9 protein-coding genes are annotated in these 13,222 nt (G+C 69.5%); 7 read left to right on the top strand and 2 right to left on the bottom strand.

The annotated features are described in order from the left end of the window. Nucleotides 1–352: 352 nt before the first annotated feature. Complete coding sequence (locus ACFYXM_RS32590; protein WP_389294861.1) at nt 353–1,336, bottom strand: GlxA family transcriptional regulator; 984 nt, start codon at nt 1,334–1,336, stop codon at nt 353–355. Nucleotides 1,337–1,467: 131 nt separating this feature from the next. On the opposite strand from ACFYXM_RS32590, the gene ACFYXM_RS32585 reads away from it, so the two are divergent. Together ACFYXM_RS32585 and ACFYXM_RS32580 are read left to right on the top strand one after the other, a co-directional pair. After that, nucleotides 1,468–2,262, top strand: a complete 795-nt coding sequence (locus ACFYXM_RS32585; RefSeq protein WP_389294859.1) for a dienelactone hydrolase family protein — start codon at nt 1,468–1,470, stop codon at nt 2,260–2,262. A 243-nt stretch (nt 2,263–2,505) separates the two neighbouring features. Continuing rightward, nucleotides 2,506–4,293, top strand: coding sequence for an enoyl-CoA hydratase-related protein (locus ACFYXM_RS32580; protein ID WP_389294857.1), 1,788 nt, complete (start codon nt 2,506–2,508; stop codon nt 4,291–4,293). Nucleotides 4,294–4,620: 327 nt separating this feature from the next. On the opposite strand, the gene ACFYXM_RS32575 is transcribed toward ACFYXM_RS32580, so the two are convergent. Next, nucleotides 4,621–5,829, bottom strand: coding sequence for a cytochrome P450 (locus tag ACFYXM_RS32575; RefSeq protein ID WP_389294855.1), 1,209 nt, complete (start codon nt 5,827–5,829; stop codon nt 4,621–4,623). 409 nt (nt 5,830–6,238) lie between these two features. Here ACFYXM_RS32575 and ACFYXM_RS32570 point away from each other — a divergent pair, with 409 nt between their 5' ends. The 5 genes from ACFYXM_RS32570 to ACFYXM_RS32550 all read left to right on the top strand — a co-directional run bounded on the left by ACFYXM_RS32570 (nt 6,239) and on the right by ACFYXM_RS32550 (nt 12,494). Further along, nucleotides 6,239–6,547 (top strand): hypothetical protein, encoded by a 309-nt coding sequence (locus ACFYXM_RS32570; RefSeq protein WP_389294853.1) that lies wholly within the window; start codon nt 6,239–6,241, stop codon nt 6,545–6,547. Nucleotides 6,548–6,793: 246 nt separating this feature from the next. Continuing rightward, entirely contained in the window at nt 6,794–7,201 is a 408-nt protein-coding gene (locus ACFYXM_RS32565) for a nuclear transport factor 2 family protein (RefSeq protein ID WP_389294851.1), read from the top strand. 1,060 nt (nt 7,202–8,261) lie between these two features. Then, nucleotides 8,262–10,292 (top strand): transglycosylase domain-containing protein, encoded by a 2,031-nt coding sequence (locus ACFYXM_RS32560; protein ID WP_389294849.1) that lies wholly within the window; start codon nt 8,262–8,264, stop codon nt 10,290–10,292. Beyond that, a complete protein-coding gene (locus ACFYXM_RS32555) occupies nt 10,289–11,587 on the top strand; it encodes a hypothetical protein (protein ID WP_389294848.1) in 1,299 nt (432 codons plus the stop codon). The genes ACFYXM_RS32560 and ACFYXM_RS32555 overlap by 4 nt, the downstream gene beginning before the upstream one ends. A gap of 562 nt (nt 11,588–12,149) precedes the next feature. Then, the gene (locus ACFYXM_RS32550; protein WP_389294846.1) at nt 12,150–12,494 is read left to right on the top strand and encodes a hypothetical protein; all 345 of its coding nucleotides are present in this window, start codon (nt 12,150–12,152) and stop codon (nt 12,492–12,494) included. Nucleotides 12,495–13,222: the final 728 nt, after the last annotated feature.

The raw sequence follows: 13,222 nt of genomic DNA, 5'->3' as shown, positions 1-13,222 counted from the left end.
CCCGGCGCCGGCCTGCCCGGAGGTCAGGACTCGTGCGTACGCGCCTGCCCCGTGGGCGCGGAGGGCATCGGCGAGCGCGGCTGCCGCGGTCTCGGCCGGTCTTCCGCCCCACCGGTTCCGCCGGCTGTGCCGTCTTCCGAACCGCTGGGCGCACGGCGTACGGGCGAGCCGCACGGGGCCCGCCCGTACCCGACCACGACGCCCTTTCCACCACCCAGGCGCTCCCCGTCCTCGCCCGCTACGGACCGCCTCACGCACTCGCCGCTCTCACCCGCCTGACTGAACCGGGCGCGTCCATCAGGGTGGAGGCCAAGTCTGCGGGGTGAGCCGACGGCGCTGCGGTGCAGGTGCTCTACCCGTCGCGGCGACGACGGAACATCGCGCGATACTCCCCCGGCCGCCGGCCCGTGTGTCTGGCGAAGATGCCGCCGAACGCCCCGGGGTCGAGGTACCCGACATCGGCGGCGATGCCGGCGACGGTCTTGTCGGTCGTCTCCAGCAGGTGTCTGGCTCGACGCACCCGGGCCGTCTGCAGATAGGCGAGTGGCGTCTCGCCGGCTTCGTCGCCGAAGCGACGGAGCATGGTTCTCGTGCTGACGTGGAACTCCTGGGCGAGTGCGGACAGGTCGTAGCGAGCACTGAGGTTCTGGTCGAGCCACCGCTTGACGCCGAGCGAGAACTCCCCGCCCGCAGTGGGTACGAGCCGCGAGTCGACATAGGGAGCCTGCGTCGAACGTGCGTCATCGACGAGCGCGATGCGCGCGGTACTGCGGGCGACGCGGGGGCCGTCGTGCTCGCGGACGAACTGCAGCGCGAAGTCGTACATGGCGCTGAAGGCCGCTGTGGTCGTCACCCCCCGGTCGGTCACGACCAACTTCTCCGGGCGGAGGCGCACGTCGGCGTACCGGCGGGCGAAGCGGTCCGCGAACAACCAGGACGTGGTCGCTTCGCGCCCGCCGAGCAGCCCGGCTTCGGCGAGCAGGAAGGCGCCCACGCAGATCGATACGACAGCGGTCCCGGAGGCCGCCTGCGATCGAATCGATGCCACCTCCGGTCCCAGGTTTGCGAGTGTGGCGTCGAGATCGAGCATGGGCGAAAGCTCGAAGCCCGGCACGATCAGGACGTCCACCGGACGGACCGCCGAGACATCGATGACCGAGCCACCGGATGCGATCACCCGCCGCCGGGGCGAGATGACCGACGTCTCGTAACCCGACTGAACCGACCCGTGCACCGCGGCGACGTGAGTGGCCATCGTCAGGAGGTCGGGAACTCCGAACACCTCCGACGCGAAGCAGCCGGGGTAGGCCAGCACACCGACTCGCAGCGGGCTCATGCTGCCCCTCCGGCACCTTGGGAACGGGTGGCGATATTACCGGGATACGTGGCGATACCGCCGCTTCTCAGAGCGGGCGGCCACTCGCCATCATCTCGGTCATGACAATCATGCGAGGGCAGAACGACCCCTTGGACGACTTCTCGCGAAGAGTCGTCAGCGTCGATGACGTCAACAAGACCGTGCACGTTGCCGGGTCAGGACCGGCAGTCGTCCTCATGCCCGAGATGCCGGGTATCAGCCCCGACGTCGCCAGGTTCGCGCGTTGGGTGCGTGACGCCGGTTTCTCCGTGTACCTGCCCTCCCTCTTCGGCGTCGACGGCGCCTATCCGCTCGCCGAGGCACAGGAGACCATCGTTCGACGCGCGTGTGTCAGCGCCGAGTTCCGAGCGTTCGCCGGTGGAGGTACCAGCCCCGTCGTCACATGGCTGCGCGGCCTCGCTCGCCTGGCGCACGCCGAGTGCGGCGGGCCCGGCGTCGGCGCCGTCGGTCTGTGTTTTACCGGCAACTTCGCCTTGACCATGGCACTCGAACCCGCCGTCATCGCACCAGTGGTGAACCATCCGTCGCTTCCGCTCGACGATGCCGGCGGTCTGGAGATCAGTGACGAAGACGCTGCTGCCGTGGCTGAACGTGTAGCGCGAGACGGATTGAAGGTTCTCGCCTACCGCTTCGACAAAGACAGGTGGTGCACTGGCCAGCGGTTCGCCGCCTACCGAGCACTGCTCGGGGACGCATTCGACGGCCGTGTACTCAAGGCCGAGACGGCGAACACGAATCCGCCACCCTTCTTCCGCGATGTCGTCGGTTGCGCCCACAGCGTCGTCACGGCGCACCTCGTCGATCAGGACGGTCACCCCACCATGCAGGCCCGGAACGAGATCACCGCCTTCCTGGCCGAGCGGCTCGGAACGCGGCAGGAATGAGCCCCTGGCGCTCCGGCGCCCGGCGATGCGGCGGCGAGCCGGTTCTTCTCCCTCGAGGTCGGTGGGCGAGCGGGAGCGGTCCGACGCCCGGGTTCCCCTGAGTGGTCGCCGCTGCGTCCGCTTTCGGGTGACTTGCCAGCCGGTTGCTGCCCGTGCCCCGTCGGCGGTGCCCCAGCATCGCAACCGTCCGGACCCGTCCGGACTGGGACGGGCCGGGACGGTCCGGGGCGTTGGGAGATCGTTGTGCGCATCCTGCTCGTGGCGAGCGTATTCAACAGCCTCACTCAGCGTATTCATGCCGAGTTGAGGGACCGCGGCCATACCGTAGCGGTGGAAATCGCGTTGCCGGACGATTCGGTGCGTGACGCGTCGCTGCGGCAGGCCCTGCGGGAGTTCGCGCCGGACCTCGTCGTGGCCCCCATGCTGAAGACCGCCATCCCGCGGGACGTGTGGGCGACGCGCACCTGTCTCGTCGTCCATCCCGGCCCACCGGGCGACCGCGGGCCCTCCTCTCTCGACCGGGCCGTCCAAGAGGGCGCGGACACCTGGGGGGTGACCGTCCTGCAGGCCGACGAGGAGATGGACGCCGGGGCCATCTGGGCGTCGGCCACCTTCCCGGTGCCCCCGGTGGGCAAGAGCGATCTGTACCGCAACGAAGTCTCGGACGCCGCGTCGCGGGCCGTGCACCTCGCCGTCGAACGCTTCTCCTCCGGTACGTACGTTCCTCGTCCACAAAGCGGCGCAGGCGCAGAGTTGCTCATCCGTACGCGACCGTACCTGCGCCAGGAGCATCGGCGTATCGACTGGGCTTCCGACTCCACGGACACGGTTCTTCGCAAGCTGCGTGCCGCCGACTCCTCCCCCGGCGTACGTGACGAGCTGCTGGGGGACGAGTGGTTTCTGCACGGGGGACATCCGGAGCACGAACTGCGCGGGAGGCCGGGCGAGTTGGTGGCCGTACGGGCGGAGGCCGTCTGCCGGGCGACGGCCGACGGCGCGGTATGGATCCCCGAGCTCCGGGCCTGCCGTCGACCGGATGGTCCCGCCACGTTCAAACTGCCTGCGACGACGGCACTCGGCGGGCGTCTGCCCGCGCTTCCGCGACGTTCCGCGCCGCCGCACGAGCAGGGGCGCCGAAGCGGCTGGAATGACATCAGCTACCGCGAGGAGGGACGGGCCGGTTTCCTCGCGTTCTCCTTCCCCGGCGGCGCGATGAGCACCACACAGTGCCGACGCCTGCTCGACGCGTACCGGATGGCGTGCCGACGGCCCACCTCGGTGCTGGTGCTCGGGGGTGGCCGGGACTTCTTCTCCAACGGCATCCACCTCAATGTCATCGAGGCCGCCGCCGATCCCGGCGAGGAGTCCTGGGCCAACATCAATGCCATGAACGACCTCGTGGAGGCAGTTCTCACCACGAGCGACCGGCTGGTGGTCTCCGCCGTGGCCGGCAACGCCGCCGCAGGCGGGGTGATGCTCGCCCTCGCCGCCGACGAGGTCTGGTGCAGGCAGGCGACGGTGCTGAACCCGCACTACCGCCTCATGGGGCTGTACGGATCCGAGTACTGGACGTACACACTGCCGCGCCGGGTGGGGGCCGCTGTCGCGGAGCGCCTCACGGGCACTGCGCTGCCGGTGAGCGCCGAGGCCGCAGTGCGGCTCGGCCTGGTCGACCGGACGGTCGACTGCGATGCGCAGTCCTTCTCGGACGAAGTCGCCCGGCTGGCGGCCCAGTTCGCCGCGTCGCCCGCGACTCGGTTGCGTATCGCCGCCAAGAAGGCCGAACGGGACAGCGACGAGGCCCGCAAGCCTCTGGCCGCCCACCGGGCGGAGGAGCTGACCGTGATGCGGCGGATCTTCTTCGATCCGCGATCGTCGTACCACGCTCTGCGGCGCGCGTTCGTGCACAAGGATCCCCCAGCGGGCCGGCCGCCGCACCTCGCCCCGCCCTCGGCCCCCAGATCCGCGGGGAAGCGGCGCGGCCGGGATCGCGGCGTCGCCGCCCCGGAGGCGCGGCCGGCGGATCGGTGATGCTCCTGGGCGACTTCGAGCCCGCCGAGGTCCTGGAGGCGACCGAACGCGAGCGGATCACCCCTGAGCCGAATCACCTGCGCCACCGAACTGCCCCTCGCCGAAGCCGGAAAGCCGGACAAGAAGCTGCTGCGGCAACAGGCCGGCAACACGGTGACGTGACCAGGCCCCTCATCCCGGCGGGCCGTGGTCTGCCGTCCGCCGTCCACGGTCTGCCGTCCACGACCGCTACCCGGCGTCCGGTGTCCGATGTCCGATGTCCGGTCGAGCGGAGGCCACGTGAGCGGGCCATACTGTCCTCCGCCCGGCCGCCGGTGTCTTCTCGGGTCACCAGCTGACGGGTAGCTTGTTGACGCCGTAGACCATGTCCGTGCGATAGGTGACCTCGGCGAACGGGACGACGAGCCGCAGCCCGGGGAGGCGGCGGAAGAGGGTCGGCAAGGTGGTCTGGAGTTCCGCCCGGACCAGTGATTGGCCCAGGCACTGGTGGGCCCCGAAGCTGAAGGCCAGGTGGTGGCGGGCGTCGCGGGTGATGTCGAGCCGGTCGCCGTCCGGGAACGGCCCGGCGTCGCGGTTGGCGGTGGAGAGCATCAGCAGGACCCCCTCGCCTGCCCGGATCAGGGTGCCGTCGAGGTCGATGTCCTCCACCGCCACTCGGGGTACGCCGAGATGCACGATGCTCAGGTATCGCAGCAGTTCCTCGACCGCTCCCTTCGTCAGCTCCGGTTCGGTGCACAGGAGTTCGGCCTGCTCGGGGTTCCGCAGCAGGGCGAGGGTACCGAGCGTAGTCATCTCGGCGGTGGTCTCCTGGCCGGCGGTCAGCAGGAGCCGCCCCATCGAGGCGACCTCTTCGACGGAGATGTCCTCGCGCGCGGCAAGATGGCCGAGCACGCTCTCGTCGGGGGAGCGCCGTTTGTGCTGGGCGACGTCGGTCAGGTACCCGGTCAACGCGGTGATGGACGCGCGCAGCGTCTCGGTGTCCGAGTCGATGTCGGCCAGGACGCGGCTGTGTGTCCGGAAGAAGGCGTGATCCTGGTGGGGCAGGCCGAGCAGGCGGCAGATGACCAGCGAGGACACCGGAACCGCGAAGGCGGTGACCAGGTCGGCGGGCCCGCCCTCGTCGATCATCCGGTCGAGCGCCTCGTCCACCACCTGCTGGATCTGCGGCCGCATCGCCTCGACCCGCCGGACGATGAAGTCGCCGGTGAGCATGTGTCTCTGGCGGGCGTGTTCGAGGTCGTCCAGCCGGATGAAGGACGGGGCGGAGCGGTTCACCAGCTCGCGCCGACCCCGGGAGAGAAGGGGGAACCCGTCCACCCGGACGTCGGCACTCAGGCGCCGGTCGCCGAGCATGGATCTCACTTGTGGGTAGCCGGTCACCAGCCAACAGGTGGAACCGTCCCACAGACGCGCCCGGGCCACCGGCTCGGTACGCAGGGCGTGCTGGTAGGCGGGCGGCGGGTCGAAGGGGCACGCGGCGGCGCGTGCGGCGGGGAAGTCGAGCGTCCGGTCGGTGCCGGCGGCTTCGGAGGTCATGCGACGGTACTCCTTGACGAACGGATCACACGGTACGGATCTACGCGGGGCGCTCCCACGGTCCGGCAGAGGCGGAAGTGTGGCGGGGACGGGCTCCCGACGCCCTGCGACTCCGCCTCCGGCGTCGTCGTCGGTCACCGACGCTCCTTCCCCGGGCTCTCAGCTGCTTTCGAGCAGGACAGACCCCCTCCGCCTCCCTCCTCCGCCCTGGATCCGAAGCCGCACGACGCCGCTCGCCAATCCACTCCCTCTTGCTCCCCAGGTCGTTACGGCTCGGACCTCGCCGAGAAGTACGGCCGGCTCAACGCCGCCCTGCCCGACGAGGAAATCGACACCTACGTCGGCGGCCACCGCTGTGAGCGCCGGACCGGCGAACTCGCCCGCTGCGTGCACAGGGACGGACGCGCCCGTGTCGCCGACTCACCTTCCTGGCTCCCTCGAACCGTTCCTCGTACAGCGCGAGGGCGACCCGCAGGGCGTGCCGCGGCCTGTGCTCGACGACATCGTTCACGCCGCGCAGACTGACCGGTACGCGTGGTTCACCGTCTTCTACGGGAAGTTCTACAATCCGGACGTGAACCTGGGCGAACGCATCAGCCAGGAGGTGGTCACCGCCCATCGGAACACGGCGACGCGCTCGGCCCCGGTTTTCGCCCACTCGGCCCCGGTTTTCGCCCACTCGGCCCCGGTTTTCGCCCACGTCGTGGTGCCGGCCTGACTCGAAGACTTGCGTGCGGACGCCGCACCGGTGTGGGAGAACGGCGAGCCGGTCCTGATTCCGCACGAGACCGCGGACCGCGTCCTGCCGGTCGACGCGACCGGCGGGCGCTTCAAGGACGCCGGACCAGCCGCGGGAATACGTCGAGATCGGCGGCGCACCGCACGGACTGCCGTGGACGCGCGACGAAGTCGGCCACGCACTGCTCGGTTTCATCAAGCACTGAACAGCGAAGGAGAGACGCCCATGAACCAGACATTCGACCTGAAGGCCGTGCTCACCGAACTGCTCCACGGAGACGAAGCGACCGAGCCGCTCGAAGACACCCTGGACAGGTTACTCACACCGGATTTCGTTCAGCGCATCAACGGCCGTGTGCACCAGCGGTCCGAATTCGCCGCGCATGTACGCGAGATGCGGGCGCGGGTCGCCGACGGCGGTGAGCTGCGCACGCTCCAACTGATCGGCACGGACAGCATGGCGGCCGGCCGGTTCCTGTTCCGCATGGTCTCGTCGGAAGGGGCGGAGCTGACCTTCGAGTCCCATCTGTTCGCCCGTGTCAGCGGCGGCAGGGCCGAGTCCTTCGTGGAGGTCGCCCGCCAGGTCGCCACCGACGACGACAAGGACCTGCTGACCGAGGATTCACTGTCCTGAGTGCCAGCTGGATCTCAAAACTCTTGTAAAGACGGGAGTTGACCTCAGCCATCGTCGGCCTTCGTCGGTCGGACGTCGGGCGCACCGCGCCGAGCAGGTCGTGTCGCGAAGCGGTCCGGGTCGGCGAGACCGTGGCGATCACTGGTCCGCCGGCCTTCCCGGGGGCCTTTCCATGCCTCGTTCACTCTCGTCGGCGTGATCCGCTCCCGTCGGCTCAGCCGCCCTCGGCGGGGGCTTCGCCACGTTGTCGGGATCGTCCACATACGCCCCGTACGAGAACGACCCTCCACCTTGCGGCGCACCGCACCGGACGCCGCGGGCCCCGCCCTTCGGGCGGACGACGCTCCTTTCGGAACACGCCCTGGGCCAAGCCCCTGATGCCAGGCCGCGATCGCTTCACCGGCCTCGGCCGGCCGGCTCCACCGCGACCTGCTCGGCCTTGCCCCGGATTGCCAACTCGACGGTCTCACACCGGGTTCGGCCGCGCCGGTACTGGGCGACGCCCCGCAGGCTGTTTCGCTCAGGTTGCGCCAGACATGCGACCGATCCGCGCCCCGTACCGCCTGCGGCGCTCCTGCCGCAGTGTTCCGGCGGGCCGGAGGCGGGTCCGGCACACCGAATTGACCGGTTCGGTGACGGGATGCCCGGTGCCGCCGGCCGACTTCCGGAGCCTCTCTGCGACTCCGTGCGCCTACGGATGACGAGAGGGGTACGGAGCGGCTCCCGAGGGCTGTTATCTTTACGTGACTTCACCACAGAACTCTCGGTCACGCTTTGGCCTTTACCGCGGTGAAGTCGGCGGAGGCGAAGCGCACGACTGCCCTCCGGCGCTTTTCGGTCCCGATCTGCAACCGAACGGGCTGACCTGAAGCTGAGGATGCGCATGGCACACACCGGCCGGGACGAGTGACCCCGCTGCCCGCTCGACGCGGGCAGGCGTCCGCAGGCCCCGGGGAGGGCCGGCCGTGCCGACTCATGGCGGCGGACGGGCAATGACCACTGCACGTGTACGGGCGCTGTCAGAGTTCGAGGCTGGCCCGGACTGTCATGGCTGGACGGAATGACGCAGCACAAACTATTCGGCAGGACGAAGCGGGCCACACGAGGGATGCTGGCCCCTGGGACGGGGCGTCGCAAGCAGGCGAGGCGTTCGCGCGGCCGTCTGCCGCGCAGACCGGACTATCCGCGCGCGGGCCGGAGCGGCTGGCCGAGATGGGTGCCCTCGTGGCGGCTGGTCCTGGGCTCGTGCCTGACGCTCGTCGCGACACTGCTGACGGTGGTGGGCATCGCCTACGCGCGTACGGACATTCCCAAGGACCTCAACGCGTTCGCCACCCAGCAGGACACCGTCTACTACTGGGCCGACGGCACTCCCATGGCCCGTACCGGCTGGGTGAGCCGCCAGGAGATGCCGCTGTCGAAGATCCCCGACCACGTGCGGTGGGCCGTGCTCGCGGCGGAGAACGCCGATTTCTACTCCGACCACGGCATATCGATGCAAGGGATCACCCGCGCGCTGTGGCGCACGGTCAGTGACGGTGACACCCAGGGCGGGTCCACCATCACCCAGCAGTACGTCAAGAACGTCTATCTGTCGCAGGACCAGTCCTTCTCGCGGAAGTTCACCGAGATGCTGCTGGCGGTCAAGCTGGACCGCCACGTGGACAAGGACGAGATCCTCCAGGAGTACCTGAACACCAGCTGGTTCGGCCGCGGCACCTACGGTCTCCAGCGTGCCGCGCAGGCGTACTACGGCAAGGAGGTCACCGAACTCGACGCCAGCGAGGGCGCGTTCCTCGCGTCCCTGCTCAAGGGGGCCTCGCTCTACGATCCGGCCATCAACCCCCGCAACCGCGCACGGGCCGTCGAACGGTGGAGCTGGACCCTGGACCGCATGGTGGAGATCGGCAGGCTGAGCCGGGCCGAACGCGCCAAGTACACCACCTTCCCCGAGCCGAAGCCGCCGCACGGGCCCAGCAGCACAGGCGGGCAGACTGGTTACCTCGTCCAGCTCGCCGAGTCGTACACCAAGCGGGCCGGGCACATCTCCGACGCGCGCTTCGACCTCGGCGGCTACCAGATCTACACGACGTTCGAGAAGCCGCGGATGACCGCGCTGACCCGGTCCGTGCGCGAGGCGCGCGACGCGCTCGATCCCAAAAAACGCACGGCCGACCGGCATGTCCGGTTCGGGGCCGCGTCCGTCGCCCCGGACGGCCGCATCCTCGCCGTGTACGGCGGGCCGGACTTCGAGCGCCAGGCCTTCAACGAGTCCAACGCGAGCACCGTCCCGGCCGGCTCGGCGTTCACACCCTTCGTCTACGCCGCCGGTCTGCAGCACGGGGTCACGCGCGAGCGCAACGGTCCGCGGTCCGCCGTCACCCCGTCGACCGTGTACGACGGCGACGACGACATCCCGATCACGACTCCCGAAGGCCCCTACTGGGACCGCAGCGGGAAGATGGTCAAGGGCAACAACGACGGCAACCGCTCCTACGGTCGCATCAGCCTGCACGACGCCATGGCCAAGTCCGTGAACTCCCCCTTCCTCCAGCTCGGCATGGACACGGGCCTGAAGCAGATCCGCAGCACCGCGGAGGCATCGGGACTGCTCCCGTCGAGCTTCGGTCCGCCCGTTCCGGCGTTCGCGATGGGCAACTCGACGCCCAGCGCCATTCGCATGGCCGACGCATACGGAACGTTCGCGGCCCACGGCATACACACGGACCCGTACTCGGTCGGCAAGGCCACGCGCAACGGCGCGCCGGTCCGGCTCGACCTGCCGCGGGCGAAGCGCGCCATCCGGTCCACCGTCGCCGACGAGGTGACCGCCGCGCTCACCCGGCCCGGCGGAAGCGGTGGGGCCCCGTCCGCTCCGGTCGCCACCAAGGCCGGAACCACCGAGAACGACACCGCGCGCTGGTACGTCGGATACGACCCGGCCGTCGCCACCGCCGTCGTCGTGTACCGCATGGACCTGAACCGGAGCCTCGCCCCGCTGCCGCTCAAGGGGCTGGGCGGTGCCTCCGCGGGCGACCGGGACTTCCCGGCCCAGATCTGGAACACGTACACGAAGGCCATGACGAAATGACAAGAGCCCGAGCGAAGTCCACGTCCCGCCGCAAGCAGATACGTCTCACCCCCGGTGCCGCCCTGGGACTCGCGGCCTGCATCGTGGCGGCGGGTTCCGCGACGCTCATCCCGTTGCTCTCCGACGATTCCGCGGACAGCCGGACGCCGGAACGGACCACGCACACCGTCGCCGCACCGACACCGACCAGCCGGGACAGCCGCGACGCGAGAGACGAGAAGGACGAGGAGTGGGACGGCAGGGTCGAGATCCTGGGGGACGGCTCCACGTCCTACACCGGACCGCAGCCGGGCCGGCCGAAGGCGGAGCGCCTGAAGCCGGGCGAACGGCCGCCCCAGTTCGTGGTGTTCTCGTGGGACGGTGCGCTCGAGGGCGACGACCGCATGTTCTCGCGCTTCCGCCGTGTGGCGAAGGAGAGCAACGCGCACATGACGTTCTTCCTCACCGGCATCTATCTGCTCCCGAAGGAGAAGAGAAACCTCTACCGGCCGCCCCAGCACGAGGCCGGGGCCGCCGCGATCTCGTACCCGACGCGCGAGCACATCCGCACGACGCTGGAACAGCTCGGCGGTGCCTGGAAGGAAGGCCACGAGATCGGGTCCCATTTCAACGGCCACTTCTGCGAGAAAAAGGGCGGCGGGGACTGGAACAAGGACGAGTGGACCAGCGAGATCAACCAGTTCTACTCCTTCGTCCAGAACTGGAAGACGAACACGGGCTTCAAGGACCTCGATCCGCTGCCGTTCGACCCCACCCGTGAGGTCGTCGGCGGGCGTGCCCCCTGTCTGGAGGGCCAGAAGACCCTGCTGCCCGCCCTCAAGCCCTTCGGCTGGCGTTACGACGCGAGCTCCCCGGGGAACTTCCAGGTCTGGCCGTCGAAGAAGAACGGCATCTGGGACCTGCCGCTTCAGATGCTGCCGTTCCCCGGCAAGGACTTCCAGGTGCTGGCCATGGACTTCAACTTCCTCTACAACCAGTCGGAGGGCAACACCGAGGGAGACCCCGCCAAGTACGAAGCATGGCGCAAGGAGGCACGGGACTCGTACGTCGCGGGCTTCGAGCGGGTGTTCCACGGGAGCCGTGCGCCGATGTTCATCGGGAACCACTTCGAGGACTGGAACGGCGGGATCTACATGGATGCCGTCGAGGACACGATGCGCGAGATCTGTCCCCGCAAGGAGGTCCGCTGCGTGTCCTTCCGCGAGCTGACCGACTGGCTCGACGCACAGGACCCCGAGGCCCTCGCCCACTGGCGGACGCTCGACCCCGGCCAGCCCGCGAACTGGAAGCAGTAGGCGGCACCGTTGGCACCGGACGGCGGGGCTCCGTCCGGTGCCAACGGTCCCGTCGGTCGGCCACCGTGTCACGAGGGCACTGGCGACGGTGCCGACTCCCCAGCTCGTCGCGCGCAGCACACGTGAGGCGGCGTCGAGGCGCGATGGCCCGTCTCCGCTGCCTCAGAGGTCGCGCGCATAGGTGGGTCGGCGTCGCGGGGCGATGGGCGGCGCCCGGCGGCGTTGTCGTCGGTCGACGACTCCCCCATGGCCCGAAAGGCATGGGAGGGGCCCCCTTCGCATCACCTCCCTTCTCCGCCTTGCCGGGCTTGCCCCTCGCCACGCTCCTTCCTCCGCCCCACCTATGCGCGCGACCTCTTACTGCATAACCGCAGCTCAACGCCCTGCATACACGTGCCTACAAAGGCAGACGGTGACAGGCATTCCCGGCCGTTCATGTGGGGGAGTCTGATGCTGCGCCGAACGGCCCCGGACAGTCCTCCCTCGTTGGAGGGCATCGAAGGTACACGTCGGGGCCTGATTCCGCGCGGTCCCCCTTCGTTTCTTCCTCAAGGAGTGCACCATGCCCACTGCCCGCAAGGCCCTCACCTCCCTCCTGTCGGCGATCGTCCTCGCCGGCGGTCTGACCATCGGTGCCGCCGGCCAGACGAACGCCGCCGGGTGCAATACGTCCAAGGAGGCCAAGATCCGCGGGGCGCAGGCCTCGTGGAAGCTGACCTGCACCACCAAGAGCGTACGAGTGACCGGGTGGGTGGAGGACACCAGTATGGACGGCAAGTGCGCCATCGTTCGCGTCGTCGGCGGTGGCACGCAGAAGACGAAGAAGGCGTGCAGCTCGGGTGTCCGGGAACAGTTCGGCTTCACCTTCCCGGGGAAGACAGCCGAGGTTCGCCTGGCCACCGTCTGACCACCTCCGCCGCAGACCCGGATGCTCCGCCGGCCCAGTGGCCGGCGGAGCATCCGGGTTCGGGTGAAGAACGGCCTGGAGAAACGAGGTCACTCCGTTTCGAGGAATTCCTCGATCTCCTCGGCCACTTCACGCGGCAGCTCGACGCCCGGAAGGGTGTCTCACCGTTGAGCCGCGTGTAGCTGACCCGCGGCGGCGACACCCTGTACCTGGACCTGAACCCCGCCACCCGTGACGGGCGGGCATCGCCCCGGCTCGTCCCAGCTGCCGGAGCCGCCCGGCGGGCTGCGCCCCTCGCGGCGGCACGACGACGGCGAGCACTGAACCCGGGGCACCGGTCCGCTCCGCGCGAAACGGACAAGCCCTGCGGGCCCCCGCCCGCACGGGGTCGGCGCAGTGATGGCCGGAGGCAGAAGGGCGCTTCGAACTCCCCATGCACGGATTCTGCGTTGACCTCCGGTCGGGTGGTCCGGTGCTCCGGATGCAGGGTGATCCGGCGTCCGGTCGGGTGGTTGGAAGTCATCGCCGGACCAGCGACACCAGAAGTCCTCCGCCTGTGTGGGCAGGATTCCTCCTGAAACAACCTGGAGTCCTGCCGTCGCGCAAAGGGCTGTCCCGTAATCCGTGGCGGACCAGCGCGCGGCGTCGAATGTGGTGCATCGCAAGGCGGAGGGGCGTCCACATACTGGATGTATGCGGATGTTCCGACAACGCGGCGAGGTGCCGCA

Source organism: Streptomyces sp. NPDC002476, from assembly GCF_042889785.1.
Lineage (GTDB): Bacteria > Actinomycetota > Actinomycetes > Streptomycetales > Streptomycetaceae > Streptomyces.
The sequence above is the reverse complement of the archived record's forward strand: the minus strand, read 5'-3'. Positions and strand labels throughout refer to the sequence as shown.